Raw genomic sequence first — 22617 nt, 5'->3', positions numbered from 1 at the left:
GACCGGCCCTAGGGTCACCGATCGGAATCGGCAGGGACAGCGAAAGTTTCGAAGACCTCGCCTCCTGCCGGTCTTCCATGCCCCACCGCACGTCCAGCTCTTTCCCCACCCGAGAAGAGAAGGGACCACGCCGGTGCCCGTCCGCATGCTCCGCACCACCCACCCGAGGAACGCCCGTCGCGCCCTCGGCACCGTCGCCGCCACCGTCACCGCTGCCGCCCTGGCGGCGGCCGCCCTGCTGCCGGCCGGCCAGGCCGGCGCGGCGGGGCCCAGTCTGCGCACCCTCGCCGAGTCGAAGGGGATCTACTTCGGTACCGCGATCTCCCAGTTCGACCTGGGCAACGCCACCATCACCGGCCTGGCGAGCAGCCAGTTCGGCGTGCTGACCCCCACCAACGAGATGAAGTGGGACACCGTCGAGTCCTCGCCGGGCAACTTCAACTTCGGCCCCGGTGACCGGCTCGTCTCCTTCGCCCAGGCCAACTCCATGAAGACGCGCGGCCACACGCTGGTCTGGCACAGCCAGCTCCCGTCCTGGGTGAGCAACCTGCCGGACAGTCAGGTGCAGGGCGCGATGCGCAACCACATCACCACCACGGCGACCCACTACAAGGGCAAGCTCTACGCCTGGGACGTGGTGAACGAGATGTTCAACGAGGACGGCAGCTTCCGTAACGACGCCTTCTACCGGGCGATGGGCAGCGGCTTCGTCGCCGACGCGCTGCGCACCGCCCGGGCCGCCGACCCGGGCGCCAAGCTCTACCTCAACGACTACAACACCGAGGGTCTGAACGCGAAGAGCGATGCCATGTACAACCTGGCGAAGTCGCTCAAGAGCCAGGGTGTCCCGCTGGACGGCATCGGTTTCCAGGGCCACTTCATCCTCGGCCAGATCCCGTCCAGCCTGAAGGCCAACCTGGAGCGGTTCACCGCACTCGGCCTCGAGGTCGCCATCACCGAGCTCGACGTCCGCATGCAACTGCCCCCGGACGGCGCAAAGCTGGCCCAGCAGGGACGTGACTACGCGAGCGTGGTCAACACCTGCCTGGCCGTCAAGGGCTGCGTCGGCATCAGCCAGTGGGCCGTCGGCGACCCCGACTCCTGGGTCCCCGGCACCTTCCCCGGCGAGGGCGCCGCCACGCTGTACGACAGCAACTACCAGCCGAAGCCCGCCTACACCGCCACGGTCAACGCCCTCGGCGGCTCCACCTCCAGTCCTTCGCCGTCCACCTCCCCGTCCAACTCGCCGAGCCCGAGCCCGAGCTCCAGCCCGAGCCCGACTTCGAGCCCGAGTCCGACCGGTGGGGCCGCCTGCAAGGTGACCGGCGAGATCAACGCCTGGAACACCGGCCTGACCGAGAACCTCACCGTCACCAACACCGGATCCACCACCGTCAACGGCTGGGCACTGTCCTTCGCCCTGCCCGGCGGTCAGAGCGTCACCAACAGCTGGAACGCGACGGTCAGCCCGGCCACCGGCCAGGTCACCGCCCACAACCTCAGCTACAACGGCACCATCACCCCTGGAGGCTCGGTCTCCTTCGGCTTCCAGGCCACCCACTCCGGCAACGCGGGTCCGGCCGGACAGTTCAGCCTCAACGGCCTTGCCTGCAGCACCGCCTGAGGGTCTGACAGCAGTACTTCGCCCCGTCGCTCCGTGCGGCGGGGCTAAGTGCTGCTGTCAGACCGCTGGGAAGAGGTCGTGCTCGTCGCCCGTGAGCGCGCCCGCGCCCGGCAGGCCGTGATGGTCGAACGCTTCGGACTGTCGGGGGGCGTGCGGTACCACCGGTCGATGGATGACGTGCAACTCCACTTCCTGGTCCGCGACTTGGCACCTACCGCCGAACGGCGCTGACGGGCACCAAAGCCCCAGGGTTACCGGTACTGACCGTCGGATGTCTAACGACAAGCTCAGCGCCCCCGGCAGGGCTGGGGTGTGCAGGTGCACACCCTCAACCACCGCCGGGGGCGCCGCAGTTACGACCGGCGTGCACGCGGTGTCAGGCGAGCGTCCACTGCTGGTTGCTGCCGCCGCTGCAGGTCCACAGCTGGACCGGTGTGCCGTCGGTGGTGGCCAGGCCGGCCACGTCCAGGCAGAGACCCGACTGCACTCCGGTGACGGTGCCGTTGGAGTTCAGCTGCCACTGTTGGTTGGCCTGGCCGTTGCAGGACCAGACGATCGCCTTGGTGCCGGGGGTGGTGGCGTGCGCATTGGCGTCCAGGCACAGCGTGGTGCCGCCCACGGTCACGGTCAGCTGGTTCGACGAGGTACGCGTCCAGGTCTGGTTCGCGCCGCCGTTGCACCCGTAGATCTGCTGCTGCGTGCCCAGCGCGGTGTTCGCATCGGTCAGGCACTTGCCCGCAGCCACCGCACGCAGCGCGCCGGTCGTACCGCCGGAGGACCCCGCGTCCAGGCCCATGAAGCGGATGGCCTGCGCGGCCATCTGGGAGCCCTTGACCGGCAGTTCGTGCCCGAGCCCGGCGAGACTGTACGCCTCGACCTGGGTGGTGCCGGTGCTGTTGTTGTACCGGGTACGGGTCCAGTTGGCCGCGGGGCTGTCCGTGGCCGACGGCGTCTGACTCACGCCGAGGACATCGGTCCACTGCTTGATCTCTTCACCGAGGTTGTTGTGGCTCAGGATGGTGTCGGTGGTCCCGTGCCACAGCTGCACGCGCGGACGTGGACCGGTGTAGCCGGGATACCCCGTGTTGCGCACCAGTCCGCCCCACTGCTGCGGGGTCATGGAGACCTGGCCCTGGGCGCAGGCCGAGTTCCAGCCGCGCACCGAGCCGGTGTAGAAGCAGTGGTAGGGCACTCCCATGAACGCCGCGCCCGCCTTGAACACGTCGGGGTAGTCGGCGAGCATCACGTTCGTCATCATGCCGCCGGACGACTGCCCGGTCACGTACACGGCGTTGGCGTTGCCGCCGTAGTGCTGCTCCGTGTAGGTGATCATCGACATCAGTCCGACCGGGTCGCTGCCGCCGTTGCGGGTCAACGCCTGGTCGGAGGAGACGTCCCAGCAACTTCCGTTGGGGTTCGTCGAGGGATAGATGACGAGGAACCCGTACCGGTCGGCCAGCGACGAGAAGTCCTGGCTCGAGTGCAGGTAGGGACCCGACCCCTGACACCCGTGCAGGGCCAGCAGGATCGGGGGGTTGGCCCTGACGTTGCTCGGCACGTACAGGTGCATGAGCAGACCGGTCGGGTTGGTGCCGAAGTTCGTGATCTGGGTCAGCGAGGCGGCGGTGGCCTGGGGGGCGGCCTGCAGGGTCAGGCCGATGGCAAGGCCGACCGCAGCGGCTATGCCCAGCAGGCGGGACTTGAGAGAGCGGGATCGGAACATGGACCTCTCCGTCGGGGGTGGGGGGTGAGCTGAAGTGTGTTCCGGCGCCGCGCACTCATACTCGTGTCGGTCCCCACCGCGGTCAACGACCCCGGCACGGCCGGTATCGGTCAACCACAGCCCTCAACTCCCCACCACAGCCCCGCCGCAGAGGTCCCGGTAAATCGCCACGTGCTCCTCGACGGCGGCCCGGGTGCCTTCGGTGTGTGAGTATTTACCAACTTACTTTGCTGCCACGCCATTTGACTGCCTCCCTCGCAAGGGTGGAAGTTCACCTGCGTCTGCGAGCATGGACGGCCATGAGCAACCTCAGTCGCCGCATCTTCCTCCTAGGCGGGCTCACCACCGCGGGCGCCGCCGCGCTCCAACTCGGCGCGATGGCCCAGCCGTCGGCCGCCGCCTCCACTCCCTTCCCCTTCACGCTCGGCGTCGCCTCCGGGGAGCCGGACGACAGCAGCGTGGTGCTCTGGACGCGTCTGGCTCCCGCGCCGACCAACGCGGACGGTCAGGGCGGCATGCCCAACGCCGACGTCGCAGTCGACTGGCAGGTATCGACCGACCCGAACTTCACCACCCTCGTCAACTCCGGTACGGTCACCGCCCGCTACGCCCAGGCCCACTCGGTGCACGTACTGGCCGGTGGGCTCGCCCCGGATGCCGAGTACTACTACCGGTTCCGGGCCCAGGGATTCATCTCCCCGGCGGGCCGGACCCGCACCGCGCCGGCGCCGAACACGGTCGGGCGTGACTTCACGATGGCCTTCGCCTCGTGCGCCCACTACGAGTCGGGCTACTACACCGCCTACCGCCGCATGGCCGACGACCGCCCCGACCTGATCCTGCACCTGGGCGACTACATCTACGAGGGCGGCGCCGGCTCCGGTGGCGTGCGCCAGCACCTCGGCAGCGAGATCGTGTCGCTGGCCGACTACCGTCGCCGCTACGCGCTCTATCGCAGCGACCCGGACCTGCAGGCCGCGCACGCGATCGCGCCGTGGTTGGTGGTGCCGGACGACCACGAGGTGGAGAACAACTACGCCAACATGGTCCGCGCCGACAGCAGCCCTTCGTTGACGGCGGCCCAGTGGACCGCGCGACGCACCGCCGCGTACCAGGCCTACTTCGAGAACATGCCGCTGCGGGCCGCCGCGACGCCCTCCGGCAACAGCATCCAGCTCTACCGCCGGGTCCGCTGGGGCACCCTCGCCACGTTCCACATGCTCGACACCCGCCAGTTCCGCGACGACCAGGCCTGCGGCGACGGGACGAAGGTCTGCGCGGACGCCGATCTGGCGGGCCGTTCGATCACCGGCGCGGCCCAGGAGACATGGCTGCTCGACGGACTCGGCCAGCACCTGAGCACCTGGGACCTGATCGGCCAGCAGGTCTTCTTCGCCCGCAACGTGAACTCGTCCGGCGCGATGAACATGGATGCCTGGGACGGGTACCGGGCCGGCCGGGCGCGGATCCAGCAGGGCATCATCGACCGGGCCGTACGCAACCCGGTCGTCCTCACCGGTGACGTGCATGCGTCGTGGGGCAACGACCTCAAGGCCGACTACGCGAATCCGTCGTCGGCGACGATCGGCTCCGAGCTCGTCTGCACCTCGATCACCAGCGGCGGCAACGGAAGCACCACCACGACGATCCCCAACGGATCGCTCAACCCGCATCTGCGCTTCTACTCCAATCAGCGCGGCTACGTCCGTACGCACATCACGCCGTCGCAGCTCACAGCCGACTTCCGGTCGGTGGCGACGGTGACCGAGCACGGCGCGGCGGCGACCACCGCCCGGACCTTTGTCATCCACGACGGACAGCCGGGGTTGGCCGATGCGTAAGCTCTCCGTACTCGGCGCAGCCGTCGCCGGTTTCACCGCGGTCCTCGTCATGGCCGCCCCGGCCTCGGCGGCGGGCCCTTCGTCCTGGGCGACCGCGAACAGCGACTCCACCGGTGACCAGGACTCCGCCTCGATCGCGGCCAATCGCCTCGGCGACGTCGCGGTGGTCTGGGAGGACGACCGCGACTCGACCAACCCGGGCGACAACGCGCACAGCGACGTGTGGGTGCGGATGTTCCGCAACGGCGTCTCGGCCTACGAGGCGAAGCTCTCGGCCGGCGGGACCGCGGGCGTGGCCTGGCGGCATCTCCAGCCCGACGTGGGACTCGACGACCGGGGCAATGCCGTCGTCGTGTGGGCGGAGGACCCGGACGGCAACGGGCTCTACAACATCACCTACCGGGTGCTCTCGCCGACCGGTGCGGTCCTCGGCTCCGGCCAGGCCAACGCGAGCGCCGGCGGCCAGCAGATCCATCCGCGCGTCGCGGTCGATCCGGACGGCGCGCCGGGAAGCACCACCGCAGTCGCGTTCTCCGTGGTGTGGGAGGACATCCAGGGCACCGCGGCGGCGACGGTGAAGGCAGCCGGGTTCACCGGGACCACGACGAAGGCCTACGAGGTGACGGTCAACGCCGCCGGCGGCGCGCACCACAACCCCGACGTCGCGACCTCCGGCTCGGGCGAGGCCGTCGTCGTCTGGGACGAGGACACCGACAACAACGGCTACTACCAGATCGGTCTGGTGAAGCTGGCCAAGGCGAACGGGGCCGTGGCACTCACCCGCCGCAGCGCCAACAGCCTCGGCGGCGGGCAGCAGCAGCGTCCGGCCGTGGCCGCCGACTTCAACGGCGACTTCGCGGTGGCATGGGAGTCCGATCACACCGGCACCCGTGGCGTCTGGGCCCGATCGTTCACCGCGACCGGCACCGCCGGCTCGGCCGAGGTCGAGATCTCCGGCGGAGCCGGAGCCGGCAACCCCACCGTCGGCATCGACGACCAACGCGGCGCCGTGGTCGGCTGGAGCGTCGCCGGCACCGATCCAGCGGTCTGGGCCCGGGGCCTCAACCCCGACGGCACCTTCGCCGGCCGGCTGCCGGCCCAGTCCGTCAGCCAGGTCACGAGCGGTCGGCAGGAGCAGGTCGCGGTGGCTTCCTCCCCGTACGGCACACTCGCGATGTCGTACACCGATGACAACGACGGGAACACCTTCGACCAGGTCCTGCTGAGCCTGGGGGCGACCAACTCGGACTGGTGACGTCCTTTCGATCCGTGGACGTCCGCCGGGCTGCCCCGGGTTGGGTGATCCGACAGGCGGTGCCGGAGTCACGTGAGAACGCGGTTCTCCGGCACCTCTGTTGGGTCACCTCCGCAGGGAGACCCGGTGGCTCACGGAAGCTGTCAGGGGTTCAGTCGGCAGTGCTCGGGACCAGGGTGTTCTCGTTGCGGCGGCCGGCCTCGTAGTCCTCGACGTTCTGCACGGTGGCGTCGATGATCTGGCCGACGGCGGTGCGGGTGAAGTAGGCCTGATGGGACGTCACCAGGACCTGGGGGAAGCTGATCAGCCGAGCCAGTACGTCGTCGGCGATGCCCTCCACCGAGCGGTCGTAGAAGAAGACCCCGGTCTCCTCCTCGTAGACATCCAGGCCGACTCCCGCCAGCCGGCCGTCGCGGAGGGTCTCGACCAGGGCGGCGGTGTCGACCAGGCCGCCCCGGCTGGAGTTGACCAGGATGGCGTCGGGCTTCATCCGGGCCAGCGCGGCGGCGTCGATCAGGTGATGGGTGTCGGGCAGCAGCGGGACGTGCAGGCTGATCAGGTCGGAGCGTTCCAGCAGTTCGGTGCGGTTGACGTAGGTCATGCCGAGTTCGCGGCAGGCGGGGTTCTGGGTGATGTCCCAGCCGAGCAGTTCGGTGCCGAAGCCGTTGGCGATCCGGGCGAAGCACTCGCCGATCTTGCCGGTGCCGATCACCCCGACCGTCATGCCGTGGATGTCACGCCCCATCAGACCGTCCAGCCGGAAGTCGAACTCGCGTGAGCGGTTGGCGGCCCGGGCGAGCCTTCGGTTGACCGCGAGGGCCAGGGTCCAGGCGTGCTCGGCGACGGCGTAGGGGGAGTAGTAGGAGACCCGGGCCACGGTGAGGCCGAGCTCCGCGGCGGTGTCCAGGTCGATGTTGTTGAAGCCGGTGGAGCGCTGGGCGATCAGCCGGGCGCCGCCTGCGGCGAGCAGGCCGAGCACCTCGGCGTCCAGGTCGCAGTTGACGCTGCTGCTCACCACGGGGTACCCGGCGGCGAGCGGGGCGGTGTCGGCGTTGAGGAAGACGGCGAGGGTGCGCAGTTGGTGCCCGTCCTTGAAGGCGGCGCGCAGCAGCGGTTGTTCGTCGGCCTGGACGCCGTAGGCGAGGATCTCCATCGGTCCGTCCCTCCTGATCGCGGCATTGATCATCTCGTACGCTAGCCGCCGGGTGGTGCACGGTCCGTCACCGACGCGCGCCCTGATCAGGTGCCGACGTTGTTGCCCCAGAGGGTCTTGTCGTCGACGTTGTCCTTGGTGACCAGCGGGGCGGGGAGCTGGTCCTCCAGGCCGTTGGGCAGGGAGATGATGGTGGAGCCGTGGTCGGTGGGGCCGGGCTGGAAGGTCTTGCCCTCGGTGGCGGCCTTGGCGTAGTACAGGGCGTATTTGGCGTAGAGGTCGGCCGGCTGGGAGACGGTGGCGTCGATCTGGCCACGTCGGATGGCATCGAGCTCGGCCGGGATGCCGTCGTTGGAGATGATGGTGATGTGCCCGCGCTGGCCGGCGGGCTTGAGCAGGCCCTTCTGCTGGAGCAGGGTGAGGGTGGGCTGCAGGAAGACGCCGCCGGCCTGCAGGTAGACGCCGTTGAGGTCCGGGTGGGTGGCCAGGGTGGACTGGAGCTTGGTGGACGCGACGTCGCCCTTCCAGTCGGTGGCCAGCTCGATCACCTGGATGCCGGGGAACTGCCGCTTCATGCAGAGGGCGAAGGCCTCGGACCGCTCGTAGCCGTTGATGGAGCTCAGTGCGCCCTGGAGTTCGGCGACCTTGCCCCTGCCGCCGAGCTGCTTGCCGAGGAACTCGCAGGCCTTGGTGCCGTAGGCCCTGTTGTCGGTGCGCACCACCATGTAGACGATGCCGTACTCGGGTCTGGTGTCCACGCTGATGGCGTCGATGTTGGCGTTGAACAGGTGGGTCAACGTCGTGTCGGTGGTCATGGTGTTCTGGGGGGCCATGACGACGGCCTTGGGACGCTTGGCGGCCAGTGAGTGGATGTTGGCGGTGAACGTCTGCTCGTCGCCGTTGGACTGCGTCGGCGGCAGGGCGTTGAGCCCTTGGTCGGCGATCTCCGCCGGGACGTACTTCGCGTAAGCCCTCCAGAAGTCGGAGTCGGTCCGGGGCAGGTCGATGCCGATCAGCGGACCGGAGCTGTCCGACGCGGCGTTGCTCCCGCAGGCGGTGAGGCAGGCCGTGATCAGCACTGAAGCGCTGGTCAGGCCGGTGGTTCTGGCAGTTCGTCTCTTCATCTGAAGGACCGTCCTGGGTGGGGGACTCGCGCGCGGGGGCGGAGATGGTCGGAGGTCGAGAGGCGTCGCTAGGAGGACTGCGGGCGATGTTCGGGGGAGTCGGGTCCGGCCCCGGCGGCCAGCCACTCCTCGACGGCGGCGACGTGGACCGCACTCGCGTTCGCTGCGAGCAGGGCGTCCCCGGCGGCCAGGGCCCGCCAGATGGCCTCGTGTTCGCGGTGGGCCTGGTCGCGGGCCGGGGCGTGGCGGGTGCCGCGGACGATGCGCAGCCGTTGGGTGTGGGTGGAGAGGATGGCGAGCAGGGTGGACAGAACGGGGTTGCCGACGGAGTCGGCGATGGTGCGGTGGAACTCGATGTCCAGCTCGATGAACTCCTCGATGCCGATGTCCGTTGCGGCCTCGTCGAGGATGTCCCGGAGCGAGCCGAGTTCCTGCGGGGTGAGCCGGCCGGCTGCGAGGGCGGTGGCCGGTGGCTCCAACAGTCGGCGTACCTGTAGGAGTTGGCCGGCGGAGTGGCCGTGCGAGACGTCGGCGGCGAAGGCCATGGCCTCGAGCAGCAGGTGCGGTTCCAGCCCGGAGACGTAGGTTCCGTCGCCCTGACGGGCGATCAGGATGCGCATCGCGATGAGAGCCCGGACGGCCTCGCGGAGCGAGTTGCGGGACAGGCCGAGCTGGTCGGCGAGGTCGGCCTCGTTGGGGAGCCGGGAGCCGGGCTGGAGCGCGCCGGAGAGGATCATTTCCTTGATCTTCTCGATGGCCTGATCGGTCACCGCCATGGTGCGGTTCACCTCCTGTGTGGGGTGTGGAGCGGTGGGCGATCGGGAACGGCCGGAGCGGCGCGATCGACTGATCCGGCCGTTGTGATCGCGCCGCTCCGGCGGCTCAGGAGGTGATTCGGCGCTCTGTCACTCCTGCTTCTCGCCGGAGACGAAGCGGGAGATGATCAGCGCGAGGATGATGATCGCGCCGTTGAGGAACTGGTTCCACAGCGAAGGCACGCCGCCCAACGTCATGACGTTGAGCACGAGTTGGAGGGTGAGCACGCCGGTGAGGGCGCCGAAGAGGGTGCCGCGGCCGCCGTTGAGGCTGACGCCGCCGATGACGGTGGCGGCGAAGACCTGGAAGATCCAGCCGTTGCCCTGGTCGGCGGAGATGGAGCCGTAGTGGCCGGTGAAGAGGATGCCGGCGAAGGCGGCGAGCAGGCTGCCGAGGATGAGTACGACCCAGGTGATGCGGTCGACCCGGATGCCGGCGGCGCGGGCGGCCTCGGCGTTGCCGCCGATCGCGTACAGGGCGCGGCCGTGGCGCAGCCAGGCGAGCGCGCTGCCGCCGATCAGGAACAGCAGGCCGCAGATCCAGATCGCGGCGGGGACGCCGAGCCAGCTGGTGCGGCCGAGGTAGGTGAAGGAGCCGGGCAGGTCGATGATCGACTGCCCCTTGGAGACGGCGATCTGGAGGCCGCGCAGCATCGTGAGCGCACCGAGGGTGACGATGAAGCCGTTGAGACGCAGCTTGAGGATCAGGAAGCCGTTGAACGCTCCGATGGCCGCGCCGACCAGCAGGCACAGCGGGATGGCCATCCACTCGGGGAACAGCCCCAGGCCGGTGAAGCGCGAGCCGTGGTCGGCCGCGACCAGCCAGATGGCGATGACCGGGGCCACGCCGATGGTGGACTCCAGTGAGAGGTCCATCCGGCCGGCGATCAGGATCAGTGCCTCGGCCAGCACCAGCAGGCTCAGCTCGGTGGACTGCTGGCCGACGCCGAGGAGGTTGGCCGAGGTCAGGAAGGCAGGCGAGACCGCGAACCCGATGATCCCCAGGACGAGCAGGACCGGGACGAGGGACAGGTCGCGGTAGCGGGCCAGCTGGAAGCGGGGTTCGGCGGGTGCGGGGACGGCGGTGGCCGACAGCGCGCGGGCCTCAGTGGTGGGAGACATGGATTTCCTTCGTGTCGGTCGGGCCGGCCATGCCCTCCATGGCTGAGACCAGTTGTTCGTCGCTCCAGCCCGGTGCGTACTCGGCGACGACGCGGCCGTGGAACATGACCAGTACGCGGTCGCAGACCCGTAGGTCGTCGAGTTCGTCGGACACGATGAGAGCGGTCCGGCCGGCGTCGGCGACCTCGCGGACGGTGCCGAGCAGGGATTCCTTGGACTTGACGTCGACGCCGTTGGTCGGGCGGACGGCGACCAGCACGTGCGGCTCGGTCGCCAGTGCCCGGGCGATGACGACCTTCTGCTGGTTGCCGCCGGACAGCGCGGACACCGGAGCGGCGGCACTGGGCGTCTTGATGTCCAGGCCGGTGATCATCCGCTCGGCGAAGGCCCGGGTCCGCGAGGGCAGCATTGTGCCGAACGGGCCGAGCTGGTCGGTGACGGTCAGGGTGGCGTTCTCGGCGACGCTGCGCTGCGGGATCAGGCCCTGGAGGTGTCGGTCCTCGGGTACGAAGCCGATCCCGGCCGCGAGGGCGGCGGGGACCTGGCCGGTGCGCACCTGGCGGCCCGCGACGGTGACCGTGCCGGCCTGCGGGCGGTGCAGTCCGGCGATGGTCTCGCCGAGCCGGACGTTGCCGCTGGCAGCGGCCCCGGCCAGGCCCACGACCTCACCGGGGTGCGCGGTCAGCGAGAAGTCCTGGTAGGCACCGGCCAGGCTGAGCCCGGAGACCTCCAGCAGCGGGGCGCCGTCCTGGCGCTGACGGCCCGTCACCGACCAGGCGGGCTCGGTGGCCCGGGAGCTCTCGCCGGTCATCGCCTCCACCAGGGCCCGCTGGTCCAGCTCGGCGACCGGCGCGGTGACGATATGCCGGGCGTCGCGGTAGACCGTGACGGTGGCGCAGAGGTCGTAGACCTCCTGCAGGTGGTGGGAGATGAACAGGAAGGCGACGCCCTGCTGCTGGAGTGCGCGCAGCTTGTCGAAGAGCTTCTCGATGCCGCGGGCGTCGAGCTTGGCGGTGGGTTCGTCGAGGATGATGAACCGGGCGCCGAACGAGAGCGCGCGGGCGATCTCGACGAACTGGCGCTGCTCGACGGTCAGGTCCCCGGCGCGCGCGGTCGGGTCGACGTCCACGCCGTACTCGGTGAGCAACTCGGTTGCGCGATGGCGCAGTTGCTTCCAGCTGATCGGGCGCAGTGCGCGGGTGCTCTGCCGGTCCAAGAAGAGGTTCTCGGCGACGGTCAGGGCCGGGATGATGGTGGAGCGCTGGTAGACGCAGGCGACCCTGGAGCGCCAGGCGTCGGTGTCGCCGAGCGCGGGTGCGGGCTCGCCGTTGAAGCGCAGCGTGCCGGTGTCGGGGCTCTGCAGTCCGGTGAGGATCGAGACGAGGGTGGACTTGCCCGCACCGTTGCGGCCCACCAGGGCGTGCGACTCGCCCGGCACGACCGAGATACGGGCGTCGCTGAGCGCGACGGTGGCGCCGAAGCGCTTGCTGATTCCGTCGGCCTCGACGACGGGGCCCCGTCCGGGGCTGGGGTCCGCCATGGCGGGGATGTCCTTTCCACTGGTGGATCCCGTGGGCGGCGGTCCGCCAGGGGGAGCGAGCCGCCGCCCACGAGGTTCTTGGTGGTTACTTGCCGACGTTGTTGCCCCAGAGGGTCTTGTCGTCGACGTTGTCCTTGGTGACCAGCGGGGCGGGGAGCTGGTCCTCCAGGCCGTTGGGCAGCTGGATGATGGTGGAGTTGTGGTCGGTCGCGCCGGGCTGGAACGTCTTGCCCTCGGCTGCGGCGTTCGCGTAGAACAGGGCGTACTTGGCGTAGAGGTCTGCGGGCTGCGAGACGGTCGCGTCGATGTCGCCCTTGCGGATCGCGTCGAACTCCTGCGGGATGCCGTCGTTGGAGATGATCGCGATGTGGCCGCTCTGGCCGACGGGCTTGAGCAGGCCCTTCTGCTCAAGCAGGGCGAGGGTGGGCTGCAGGAAGACGCCGCCGGCCTGCATGTAGATGCCGTTCAGGTCCGGGTGGGCGGCCAGGGTGGACTGGAGCTTGGCGGAGGCGACGTCGCCCTTCCAGTCGGTGGCCAGCTCGATCACCTGGATACCGGGGAACTTCTCCTTCATGCAGGCGGCGAACGCCTCGGAGCGGTCGCGGCCGTTGATGGAGCTCAGTGCGCCCTGGAACTCGGCGACCTTGCCCTTGCCACCGAGCTGCTTGCCGAGGAACTCGCAGGCCTTGGTGCCGTACGCCTTGTTGTCGGCGCGCACGACCATGTAGACGTTGCCCTTGTCGGGGCGGGTGTCGACGCTGACCACCGGGATCTTCTTGGTGGCGAGGCTCTCCAGGGTGGAGGCGATCGCGCCGGTGTCCTGAGGAGCCATCACGACGGCCTTGGCGCYGGTGTTCTGGAAGACCTGGACGTTGGCGACCAGCTTGGTCACGTCGTTCTGCGAGTTGCTCACCGGCAGGGTGTTGAGGCCCTGGGCGGTCGCGTCCTGCTTGATGTACTGGGCGTAGGAGTTCCAGAAGTCGGAGTCCGCACGGGGCAGGTCGATGCCGATCGCCGGCTTGCCGCCCGACGCGGACGAGCCCGTGTCGCTGCCGCGGTTGCAGGCGGTGGCGAACCCCGCCAGGACGACCACGGTGGCGGCGATGGCCGCGACTCTGGGGGACCGAAGCTTCATCGTGCTGATCTCCTTGACTGGGATGACCGGCTCCCCTGCGGGGGTGAGGAGAGTCGGTACGGCGGGGGCCGGGGAGAGCCAGCCCTGGCGAGGCGAATCGGGGGAGGGGACCTGCCTCCCTGCCGACCCTCAATCCGGAGGGAGACCGGTCCCCGTGGTGCTGGCGGTCCGGGCAGACGGTTCGGACCGCGGTCCCGCAGTCATCGGATGGCTTGCGGTAATGAGGACCATACGAGTCGGACACGTGACTGACAAGAGGAAACCTCGGATGATTCCCAACCGTGACGCCCGGGTTTCCGCGCCGTGTCTCGAGGGGTCGTCATTCATGCCCTGAGCGGCAGACTTGCGGGCGGATGACCTGAAGTGGCCAGCAGACATCGGAGGACTTCTTGTCATGTGTGGCTGTCGCCCGTATGGTCGAGGTGCGGATCATTCATCCGATGTATCGGCCGGATGGGAACTCACGGCCTGACGAGCGATGACGGGAGACAGGGCATGAAGCTACTGCGTATCGGGGCACCGGGAGAAGAGGTCCCGGCCGTTCTCGACGAGGACGGGCGGACGTTCGCGCTCTCCGGTCTGACCGGTGACATCGACGGGGCGTTTCTCGCCTCCGGCGGGACCGACCGCGTCCGGGCGGCGCTGGCCGCCGGTGAACTGCCCTCGATCGACCCGGCGGGGCTGCGGGTCGGCGCACCGGTCGCCCGCCCAGGCAAGGTGGTGTGCGTCGGCCTGAACTACCGGGACCACGCCGAGGAGACGGGCGCCGCCGTCCCGACCCGCCCGGTGGTCTTCATGAAGGACCCCGCCACCGTGGTCGGCCCCTTCGACCAGGTGCTGATCCCGCGTGGTTCGGCGAAGACGGACTGGGAGGTGGAGCTCGCCGTCGTCATCGGCCGCCGGGCCCGCTACCTGACGAGCGTGGCCGAGGCGGTCGGGCACATCGCGGGCTTCGCGATCAGCAACGACGTGTCCGAGCGCGAGTTCCAGCTCGAGTTCTCCACCCAGTGGGACATCGGCAAGTCGTGCGAGACGTTCAACCCGCTCGGGCCGTGGCTGGTCACCCCGGACGAGGTGACGGACCCTCAGGCGCTGGGCCTGCGGCTGGCCGTCAACGGCGAGAGCCGGCAGAACGGCGACACCAAGAACATGATCTTCGACGTGCCGTACTTGGTCTGGTATCTCAGCCAGTACATGGTGCTCAACCCCGGAGACGTCATCAACACCGGCACCCCGGCCGGTGTGGCCCTCGGCCTGCCCGGCACCCCCTACCTGCGCGCGGGCGACACCGTCGAGCTGACCATCGACGGTCTCGGCACCCAGCGCCAGACCTTCAGCAACGCGTGAAAGGCACCAAGTTGTCCGCAACCATCGCGCGGATCACCGCCGTCGACACCTACGACGTCCGCTTCCCCACCTCGCGGGAGCTGGACGGGTCCGACGCGATGAATCCCGACCCCGACTACTCCGCCGCCTACGTCGTCCTGCGCACCTCCGCGGGCGGCCACGAGGGTCACGGCTTCACCTTCACCATCGGTCGGGGCAACGACGTCCAGGTCGCCGCCATCGAGGCGCTGCGCGAGCACATCGTCGGACGTTCCGTCAGCGACCTCTGCGCCGACCCCGGCGTGCTGTTCCGCGACCTGATCGGCGACAGCCAGCTGCGCTGGCTCGGCCCCGAGAAGGGCGTGATGCACATGGCCATCGGCGCCGTCGTCAACGCCGTCTGGGACCTCGCCGCCAAGCGCGAGGGCAAGCCGCTGTGGCAGTTGCTGGCCGACGCCGACCCGGCGTGGCTGGTCTCGCAGGTCGACTTCCGCTACATCGCCGACGCACTCACTCCCGACGAGGCCCTGGACCTTCTCACCAAGGGCAAGCAGGGCGCCGCCGAGCGCGCCGACGACCTACTTCGGCGCGGGTACCCCGCCTACACCACCTCGCCCGGCTGGCTCGGCTACTCCGACGAGAAGCTCACCCGCCTCGCCAAGCAGGCCGTCGCCGACGGCTTCACCCAGATCAAGCTCAAGGTCGGCGCCGACCTCGCCGACGACATCCGCCGTTGCCGGACCGCCCGCGACGCTGTCGGCCCCGACATCCGGATGGCCATCGACGCCAACCAGCGCTGGAACGTCGCCGAAGCCATCGAATGGACGAACGCCCTCGCCGAGTTCGATCCGTACTGGATCGAGGAGCCCACCAGCCCCGACGACATCCTCGGCCACGCCGCCATCCGGCGCGGCGTCCACCCCATCAAGGTCGCCACCGGCGAGCACGTGCAGAACCGGATCGTCTTCAAGCAGCTCCTCCAGGCCGGTGCGATCGACATCCTCCAACTGGACTCGGCCCGGGTGGCCGGCGTCAACGAGAACCTCGCGATCCTGTTGCTCGCCGCGAAGTTCGGTGTCCCGGTGTGCCCGCACGCGGGGGGCGTGGGTCTGTGCGAGCTGGTCCAGCACCTGTCGATGTTCGACTACGTCGCCCTGTCCGGCACCACCGATGACCGGGTCGTCGAGTTCGTCGACCACCTGCACCAGCACTTCCTCGACCCCGTGCGAATCAGCGGCGGACACTACCTGGCACCCACCATGCCCGGCTTCTCCGCCACCATGCACCAGGCATCCATCGACACCTTCACCTACCCCGACGGTGCGTTCTGGGCCGCCGACCTCGCCGGGGAGGACGGCTCGTGACCACTGACCTCGACGGGCTCACCGCCCTGGTCACCGGCGGCGCCTCCGGCATCGGCCTGGCCACCGCCCGACTGCTCAGAGAGCGCGGCGCGGACGTCGCCGTGCTGGACCTCGACCCGTCGGGCGCCCGGGCCCCGCTGCGCGGTTTCACCGCCGACGTCGGCGACGACCGGTCCGTACGCGCGGCCGTCCAGGAGGCGGCCGAGGCACTCGGCGGCATCGACATCCTGGTCAACAACGCCGGTATCGGCGCCGCCGGGACGGTGGAGGACAACGACGACGAGCTGTGGCACCGGGTGCTGGACATCAACGTTCTCGGCATCGTCCGCACCACCCGCGCAGCCCTGCCCCACCTTCGCCACTCCGCCTTCGCCTCGGTGGTCAACACCTGCTCGATCGCCGCCACCGCCGGGCTGCCGCAGCGTGCGTTGTACTCGGCGAGCAAGGGTGCGGTGTTGTCGCTGACGTTGGCGATGGCCGCTGATCATGTTCGTGAGGGGATTCGGGTCAACTGTGTGAACCCCGGGACGGTGGACACCCCGTGGGTCTCCCGGCTGCTGGACGCCGCCGCCGACCCGGCCGCCGAGCGCGCCGCACTGAACTCCCGTCAGCCCACCGGCCGCCTGGTCACCGCCGAGGAGGTCGCCGCCGCGATCGCCTACCTCGCTTCCCCGGCCGCCGCCTCCGTCACCGGCACCGCGCTCGCCGTCGACGGCGGAATGGCGGGCCTGCGGCTGCGGCCGGAGGCGAAGCCGTGACACTGCGTCAGAACATCCTCGGAAACGGTCAGGTGAAGGTCAGCGAACTCGCCTTCGGTGCGGCGGTCATCGGCAACCTGTTCACGCCGGTGACCGACGCTGAGGCCGAGGCGGCCGTGGTGGCGGCCTGGGAGTGTGGTGTGCGGTACTTCGACACCGCTCCGCACTACGGTCTGGGCCTGTCCGAGCGCAGGCTCGGTGCGGTGCTGCGCGGCGTGCCGCGCGAGGATTACACGATTTCCACGAAGGTCGGGCGGCTGCTGGAGCCCGTTTCGGGCGCGGTGGGTGACGACCTGGCCGCCGGTGGGTTCGCGGTGCCCGCGACCCATCGTCGGCGTTGGGACTTCAGCGCGGAGGGTGTGCGCCGCTCCCTGGAGGGCAGCCTGGAGCGGCTGGGCCTGGACCGGATCGACATCGCCTATCTGCACGACCCGGACGACCATGCCGAATGGGCCCTCACCGAGGCCTACCCCGAGCTGGAACGCCTGCGCGCCGAAGGCGTGCTCGGCGCGATCGGCGTCGGCATGAACCAGGCCGAACTACCCACTCGGTTCGTCCGCGAGACCGATATCGACGCCGTCCTGCTGGCCGGCCGCTACAGCCTCCTCGACCAGCGAGGCCTGGCCGAACTCCTGCCGCTGGCCGCGCGGCGCGGGGTCGGTGTCGTCATCGGCGGCGTCTTCAACTCCGGCCTGCTTGCCGACCCGCGCCCCGGCGCCACCTTCGACTACGCCGCAGCCCCCGCGGACCTGGTGCAGCGGGCGCTCGACCTCAAGTCGGTCTGCGAGCAGCACGGTGTGCCGCTGCGGGCCGCCGCACTTCGGTTCCCGTTCGGGCACCCGGCTGTGGCGAGCGTCCTGGTCGGCACCCGCAGCGCCGACGAGGTTCGGGACGCCGCCGCTATGCTCCGGCACCACATCCCGGCGGCGCTCTGGGCGGACCTCAAGACCCGCGGTCTGCTGCCGCCTGACGTCCCGACACCGGAGGAGGTGAGCTGATGCGCATCGCCCTGTTCATCACCTGCTTCAACGACACCCTGTACCCCGACACCGGCCGGGCGGTGGTGACCGTGCTCGAACGGCTCGGCCACCGCGTCGAGTTCCCGCAGGAGCAGACCTGTTGCGGGCAGATGCACTTCAACACCGGCTACCGCCCCGACGCCGTCCCGCTGGTCGCCCGCTTCGCGCGGACCTTCGCCGACTACGACGCGGTGGTCACCCCGTCCGCGTCCTGCGCCGGGATGGTCCGCGAGAACCATCCGCTGCTCGCCGAGGAGTACAGCCCGCCCGCGCTCCAGCGGCAGGTCGCCGAACTGGTGCCCCGGGTGCACGAGTTCACCGAGTTCCTGACCGACGTGCTCGGCGTCACCGACGTCGGAGCCCGCTTCCCGCACCGGGTCGCCTACCACCCCACCTGTCACTCGCTGCGCGGCCTGCGCCTGGGGGACCGGCCGGAGCGGCTGCTGCGGGCGGTCAAGGACCTCGACCTGGTCGACTTGCCCTCGTCCGACTCGTGCTGTGGGTTCGGCGGGACCTTCGCGGTCAAGAACGCCGACACCTCCGCCGCGATGCTCGCCGACAAGAACGCCGCCGTCCTGGACAGCGGCGCCGAAGTCCTGTGCGCGGCCGACAACTCCTGCCTGATGCACATCGGCGGTGGCCTGTCCCGGCAGGGCTCCGCGGTGCGGACCGTGCACCTCGCCGAGATCCTCGCCGCCACGGAAGGAGCAGCGTGATGGCCAACGATCGAGGCGTGGTCTGGCTCGGCTCCCCCTCCTTCCCCGACGCCGCCCGCGAGGCACTCAAGGACACCCAGCTGCGCGCCAACCTGAAGCGGGCGACCGGCACGATCCGGGACAAGCGGCTCGCGGTGGCCTCGGAGTTGGACGACTGGGAGGCTCTGCGGGAGGCGGGGGCGGCGATCAAGCAGCGGATGGCCCGTCATCTCGACCACTACCTGGTGCAGTTGGAGGAATCGGTCACCGCTGCGGGCGGCACCGTGCACTGGGCTGCCGACGCCACCGAGGCCAACCGGATCGTCTCCGAGCTCGTACAGGCCACCGGGGAGAGCGAGGTGGTGAAGATCAAGTCGATGGCGACGCAGGAGATCGGCCTCAACGAGTACTTGGCCGAGGCCGGGATCACCGCGTACGAGACGGACCTGGCCGAACTCATCGTCCAGCTCGGCGACGACCGGCCCTCGCACATCCTGGTCCCGGCGATCCACAAGAACCGCACCGAGATCCGTGACCTGTTCGCCGCCGAGATGGGCCGCTGGGGGCAGCCCGCCCCCGACGGTCTCACTGACGAACCTCGCGACCTCGCCGAGGCGGCCCGCCGCCACCTGCGGGAGAAGTTCTTGACCGCCAAGGTCGCGGTCTCGGGTGCGAACTTTGCTGTCGCGGACACCGGCACTGTCATGGTGGTGGAGTCGGAGGGCAACGGCCGGATGTGCCTGACCCTGCCCGAAACCCTGATCACCGTCATGGGCATCGAGAAGGTCATCCCCACTTTCACCGACCTGGAGGTGTTCCTCCAGCTGCTGCCCCGCTCATCCACGGGGGAGCGGATGAACCCCTACACGTCCACCTGGACCGGCACCACCGAAGGTGACGGGCCGTCAGCGTTTCATCTGGTGCTGCTCGACAACGGGCGTACCGACACCCTGGCCGACACCGTCGGCCGCCAGGTGCTCGGCTGCATCCGCTGTTCGGCGTGCCTGAACGTCTGCCCCGTCTTCGAGCGCACCGGCGGCCACGCGTACGGCTCCGTCTACCCCGGGCCGATCGGCGCGGTGCTCACCCCGCAGCTGGTCGGCGTCGAGAACGCCGCCACCCTGCCGTTCGCCTCCACGCTGTGCGGGGCCTGCTACGACGCCTGCCCCGTGAAGATCAACATTCCGGAGGTGCTGGCCCACCTGCGGGCCAAGGTAGTTGAGGCCAAGGGCCGCACTCCTGAGGCCCTGGCGATGAAGGCTGCCGCCACCGTCCTGGACTCCCCGCGCCTGCTCGCTGCCGCCCAGAAGGCGGCCTCGGTCGGCGGCCGGGCCCTCGCCCGCAACGGACACATCGGCCGGCTGCCCGGCCCGCTCGCCGGCTGGTCCGACAGCCGCGACACCCCCGCGCCCCCGGCCGAGTCCTTCCGCACCTGGTGGCGCAAGAACAAGGAGAGCCAGTGAGCAGCCGCGAGACCGTCCTCGCCCGCATCCGGGCAGCCCTCGCTGATGTCCCGTCGGACGAGACACCGGGCGACGTCGCCGTACCCCGCACCTACCGCCGCAGCCACACCGAACCGGGCCAGGACACTGTCGCCCTGTTCGCCGAACGGGTCGCCGACTACCGAGCCACCGTCACCCGCACCGACGAAGCCGGCCTGCCGGAGGCGATCGCCGCCGCCCTCACCAACCGCGGTGCCACCCACTTGGCACTTCCCGGCGGCTTCCCGACCGAACTGCTGCCGCCCGGCGGCTGGCAGTGGCACCCCGAACCACTCGGCATCGAGGCCCTCGACACCCTCGACGGCACCGTCACCCTCGCCGCCGCAGGCATCGCCGTCACCGGAACCATCGTCCTGGACACCGGCCCCGGCCAAGGCCGACGCGCCCTCACCCTGGTCCCCGACTACCACCTCTGCGTCATCCACGCCGGGCAGATCGCCGACGACGTCCCCGACGCCCTCGCCAGACTGGACCCCACGCTGCCGCTGACCTTCATCTCCGGCCCCTCCGCCACCAGCGACATCGAACTCGACCGCGTCGAAGGCGTGCACGGCCCCCGCACCCTCGACGTCGTCATCGTGGAGAGAACATGAGGATCGCCCTGCACACCCGCGTCCGCGCCGACAAGGTCGCCGAGTACGAGGCCGCCCACCGGGAGGTGCCGACCGAACTCACCGCCGCCATCCGTGCCGCCGGGGTCTCCGAGTGGACCATCTGGCGCAGCGGCTGCGAGCTGTTCCACCTGCTGGAGTGCGAGGACTACGCTCGCCTGCTCGCCGAGTTGGAGCACCTGCCGGTCAACATCGCCTGGCAGGCACGGATGGGCGAGCTACTTGAGGTCGTCCACGACTACTCCGCAGCCGGTGGTGCGGCCGGACTCCCGGCGGTGTGGGAACTGTGAGCGACCGTGCGCCTCATGGACTCACTGAGCCCCGGCGAGCAGCCGGCAGTCTTCCACCGCAACGCGATCCGGCGGGAGATCCGATGTCATGCCGCGCTGTACGTGGCTGCACGGCCGGTGCGCTACCCATGCCCCACCGGCCGCATCCGGTCGTCGGCCCGGTGTGGGTAGGTGACTTGGACGGTCGGTCGAAGGCGGCCAGGTGACAGCGGAGCGTACCGGGCGCGCGGGTCTATGCTCTACTGATCGGACCATTGGAGGGACAGCACCGTGCCAGTCACCGACGAGGCGATCGAGAAGATCAAAGCGATGATCGTCAGCGGTGAGCTGCGCCCCGGCGCGCGCCTGCCGAAGGAAGCCGACCTCGCCGAGCGGCTCGGCCTCTCCCGCAACTCCCTGCGCGAGGCGGTCAAGGCCCTCTCCCTCATCCGGGTCCTGGATGTGCGTCAGGGCGACGGGACGTATGTGACGAGCCTGGAGCCCCACCTGCTGCTCGACGCGCTGGGTTTCGTCGTCGACTTCCACCAGGACGACACGGTCCTGGAGTTTCTCGAGGTGCGGCGCATCATGGAGCCCGCCGCCGCCGCGATGGCTGCCCGGGTGATGCCCGACGAGGACGTCGCTGCCCTGGCCGAGCTGCTGGACAGCCTGGGCGACGACGCCTCCCTTGAGGAACTGATCGACAACGACTTGGAGTTCCACCGCGCGATCGCGGCCGGCTCGGGCAACACCGTGCTCTGCTCGCTGGTCGACGGCCTGTCCGGCCCGACCGCGCGAGCGCGGGTATGGCGTGGGCTTACCGAGGAGGATGCGGTCGCCCGTACACGTCAGCAGCACCGCGCCATCTACGACGCGATTGCCCACCGCCGCCCAGACCTCGCTCATGCCTGGGCCACCGTGCACGTGGCCGGTGTCGAGCAGTGGCTGCGCGACACCCTCGGCGCGGCCGGATCCGCGCTCGGCTGACCAGGGGCCCCCTCCGTTGCAGGGACAGTGTTGGGAGCGTGGTTGAGGGTTCAGGGTCTGTCGGGGCTGATCGCCTTGGCCACTTCGGTCAGATCGTTGTTCAGCTGGTGATCGCGCCCGGGCAGCCGATGTACCTGAGCCTGTGGAATCACGCGGGCGTAGCGGTCGGCATGTGACGGTGGTGCGGTCTCGTCCTCGAGTCCGTGGAAGACATGCACGCGCGCGCCGTGCGGGAGCCTCGCGCCGAGGTCGCCGGGCAGCTCGAACTCGTCGCCCGGCCAGCCGCCCTGGCCGACGAACGGGGCGGCGATCAGCACGACGGCCGCAAGCCTGCGCTCCGGCGACTGTTCGGCGAGTGCATGGATGAGGATCGTCCCGCCCACCGAATGGCCGGCCACGACCGCGCCGTCCTCCAGGTCCGCCAGCTCGCGCCGGATCACCGGGCCCCACTGCGCGTAACTCGGGTCGCCCTCGTCGGGCATCCGCGGGTAGCGGACCTCGTACTCGTCCCCGAGAGTTCGCCTCAGGCTGTCGACCAGCTTGTCATCCCATGCGTCGTGCGCGCCCGCGCCGCCGCCCTGGATGAACAGGATCTGCCGAGTCCCTGCCATGGCGATCGTCCTTCGCACCCTCGTAACGGCCGGTCTGATACCCGCTGCCGACCGGTGTCAACCCTGGCGGCCCGGCGGCCCGGGGGCACGGCTGGTCGAGCGCCACAACGGCGCCAACGTGATCAGCCCGGTCGGACTCGGCG

At 69.9% G+C, this 22617-nt stretch carries 21 protein-coding genes; 13 read left to right on the top strand and 8 right to left on the bottom strand.

Annotated features, from left to right (window positions below):
• Positions 1 to 133: 133 nt before the first annotated feature.
• Positions 134 to 1624, top strand: coding sequence for an endo-1,4-beta-xylanase (locus ACXJMZ_RS24745; protein WP_457032249.1), 1491 nt, complete (start codon positions 134 to 136; stop codon positions 1622 to 1624).
• A 48-nt stretch (positions 1625 to 1672) separates the two neighbouring features.
• A complete protein-coding gene (locus tag ACXJMZ_RS24740; RefSeq protein ID WP_457032248.1) occupies positions 1673 to 1855 on the top strand; it encodes a hypothetical protein in 183 nt (60 codons plus the stop codon).
• A 145-nt stretch (positions 1856 to 2000) separates the two neighbouring features.
• Here the strand turns inward: ACXJMZ_RS24740 and ACXJMZ_RS24735 are convergent, their stop codons facing one another.
• Positions 2001 to 3347, bottom strand: coding sequence for an extracellular catalytic domain type 1 short-chain-length polyhydroxyalkanoate depolymerase (locus tag ACXJMZ_RS24735; protein WP_457032247.1), 1347 nt, complete (start codon positions 3345 to 3347; stop codon positions 2001 to 2003).
• 299 nt (positions 3348 to 3646) lie between these two features.
• Here ACXJMZ_RS24735 and ACXJMZ_RS24730 point away from each other — a divergent pair, with 299 nt between their 5' ends.
• Both ACXJMZ_RS24730 and ACXJMZ_RS24725 read left to right on the top strand, forming a co-directional pair.
• The gene (locus ACXJMZ_RS24730) at positions 3647 to 5188 is read left to right on the top strand and encodes an alkaline phosphatase D family protein (RefSeq protein WP_457032246.1); all 1542 of its coding nucleotides are present in this window, start codon (positions 3647 to 3649) and stop codon (positions 5186 to 5188) included.
• Positions 5181 to 6443 carry a hypothetical protein gene (locus ACXJMZ_RS24725; protein ID WP_457032245.1) on the top strand — a complete coding sequence of 421 codons (1263 nt, stop codon included), beginning with the start codon at positions 5181 to 5183 and terminating at the stop codon, positions 6441 to 6443. Before ACXJMZ_RS24730 ends, ACXJMZ_RS24725 begins: the two co-directional genes overlap by 8 nt.
• Positions 6444 to 6594: 151 nt before the next feature.
• On the opposite strand, the gene ACXJMZ_RS24720 is transcribed toward ACXJMZ_RS24725, so the two are convergent.
• The 6 genes from ACXJMZ_RS24720 to ACXJMZ_RS24695 all read right to left on the bottom strand — a co-directional run bounded on the left by ACXJMZ_RS24720 (position 6595) and on the right by ACXJMZ_RS24695 (position 13332).
• A complete protein-coding gene (locus tag ACXJMZ_RS24720; RefSeq protein WP_457032244.1) occupies positions 6595 to 7596 on the bottom strand; it encodes a 2-hydroxyacid dehydrogenase in 1002 nt (333 codons plus the stop codon).
• 86 nt (positions 7597 to 7682) lie between these two features.
• Positions 7683 to 8720, bottom strand: a complete 1038-nt coding sequence (locus ACXJMZ_RS24715) for a sugar ABC transporter substrate-binding protein (RefSeq protein ID WP_457032243.1) — start codon at positions 8718 to 8720, stop codon at positions 7683 to 7685.
• Positions 8721 to 8788: 68 nt separating this feature from the next.
• Positions 8789 to 9496 carry a FadR/GntR family transcriptional regulator gene (locus tag ACXJMZ_RS24710; RefSeq protein ID WP_457032242.1) on the bottom strand — a complete coding sequence of 236 codons (708 nt, stop codon included), beginning with the start codon at positions 9494 to 9496 and terminating at the stop codon, positions 8789 to 8791.
• Positions 9497 to 9625: 129 nt separating this feature from the next.
• Complete coding sequence (locus ACXJMZ_RS24705) at positions 9626 to 10657, bottom strand: ABC transporter permease (RefSeq protein ID WP_457032241.1); 1032 nt, start codon at positions 10655 to 10657, stop codon at positions 9626 to 9628.
• The gene (locus tag ACXJMZ_RS24700; RefSeq protein WP_457032240.1) at positions 10641 to 12197 is read right to left on the bottom strand and encodes a sugar ABC transporter ATP-binding protein; all 1557 of its coding nucleotides are present in this window, start codon (positions 12195 to 12197) and stop codon (positions 10641 to 10643) included. Before ACXJMZ_RS24700 ends, ACXJMZ_RS24705 begins: the two co-directional genes overlap by 17 nt.
• An 85-nt stretch (positions 12198 to 12282) precedes the next feature.
• Positions 12283 to 13332 carry a sugar ABC transporter substrate-binding protein gene (locus ACXJMZ_RS24695; RefSeq protein WP_457032239.1) on the bottom strand — a complete coding sequence of 350 codons (1050 nt, stop codon included), beginning with the start codon at positions 13330 to 13332 and terminating at the stop codon, positions 12283 to 12285.
• 495 nt (positions 13333 to 13827) lie between these two features.
• Here ACXJMZ_RS24695 and ACXJMZ_RS24690 point away from each other — a divergent pair, with 495 nt between their 5' ends.
• From ACXJMZ_RS24690 to ACXJMZ_RS24650, 9 genes are all read left to right on the top strand, one after another.
• Complete coding sequence (locus ACXJMZ_RS24690) at positions 13828 to 14679, top strand: fumarylacetoacetate hydrolase family protein (RefSeq protein WP_457032238.1); 852 nt, start codon at positions 13828 to 13830, stop codon at positions 14677 to 14679.
• Positions 14680 to 14690: 11 nt separating this feature from the next.
• On the top strand, positions 14691 to 16022 hold the full coding sequence (locus ACXJMZ_RS24685) for an L-fuconate dehydratase (protein WP_457032237.1): 1332 nt from the start codon (positions 14691 to 14693) through the stop codon (positions 16020 to 16022).
• Positions 16019 to 16780, top strand: coding sequence for an SDR family NAD(P)-dependent oxidoreductase (locus ACXJMZ_RS24680; protein WP_457032236.1), 762 nt, complete (start codon positions 16019 to 16021; stop codon positions 16778 to 16780). The genes ACXJMZ_RS24685 and ACXJMZ_RS24680 overlap by 4 nt, the downstream gene beginning before the upstream one ends.
• Positions 16781 to 16782: 2 nt before the next feature.
• Positions 16783 to 17778, top strand: coding sequence for an aldo/keto reductase (locus tag ACXJMZ_RS24675; protein WP_457032271.1), 996 nt, complete (start codon positions 16783 to 16785; stop codon positions 17776 to 17778).
• A complete protein-coding gene (locus ACXJMZ_RS24670; protein ID WP_457032235.1) occupies positions 17778 to 18515 on the top strand; it encodes a (Fe-S)-binding protein in 738 nt (245 codons plus the stop codon). The genes ACXJMZ_RS24675 and ACXJMZ_RS24670 overlap by 1 nt, the downstream gene beginning before the upstream one ends.
• Positions 18515 to 19957 carry a LutB/LldF family L-lactate oxidation iron-sulfur protein gene (locus ACXJMZ_RS24665; RefSeq protein ID WP_457032234.1) on the top strand — a complete coding sequence of 481 codons (1443 nt, stop codon included), beginning with the start codon at positions 18515 to 18517 and terminating at the stop codon, positions 19955 to 19957. The genes ACXJMZ_RS24670 and ACXJMZ_RS24665 overlap by 1 nt, the downstream gene beginning before the upstream one ends.
• The gene (locus tag ACXJMZ_RS24660; protein WP_457032233.1) at positions 19954 to 20589 is read left to right on the top strand and encodes a LutC/YkgG family protein; all 636 of its coding nucleotides are present in this window, start codon (positions 19954 to 19956) and stop codon (positions 20587 to 20589) included. Before ACXJMZ_RS24665 ends, ACXJMZ_RS24660 begins: the two co-directional genes overlap by 4 nt.
• Positions 20586 to 20897 carry an L-rhamnose mutarotase gene (locus ACXJMZ_RS24655; RefSeq protein WP_457032232.1) on the top strand — a complete coding sequence of 104 codons (312 nt, stop codon included), beginning with the start codon at positions 20586 to 20588 and terminating at the stop codon, positions 20895 to 20897. The genes ACXJMZ_RS24660 and ACXJMZ_RS24655 overlap by 4 nt, the downstream gene beginning before the upstream one ends.
• Before the next feature lie 270 nt (positions 20898 to 21167).
• On the top strand, positions 21168 to 21863 hold the full coding sequence (locus ACXJMZ_RS24650; RefSeq protein ID WP_457032231.1) for a FadR/GntR family transcriptional regulator: 696 nt from the start codon (positions 21168 to 21170) through the stop codon (positions 21861 to 21863).
• 50 nt (positions 21864 to 21913) lie between these two features.
• On the opposite strand, the gene ACXJMZ_RS24645 is transcribed toward ACXJMZ_RS24650, so the two are convergent.
• A complete protein-coding gene (locus tag ACXJMZ_RS24645; RefSeq protein WP_457032230.1) occupies positions 21914 to 22474 on the bottom strand; it encodes an alpha/beta fold hydrolase in 561 nt (186 codons plus the stop codon).
• Positions 22475 to 22617: the final 143 nt, after the last annotated feature.

This window comes from Kitasatospora sp. P5_F3 (assembly GCF_054049135.1).
The sequence above is the reverse complement of the archived record's forward strand: the minus strand, read 5'-3'. Positions and strand labels throughout refer to the sequence as shown.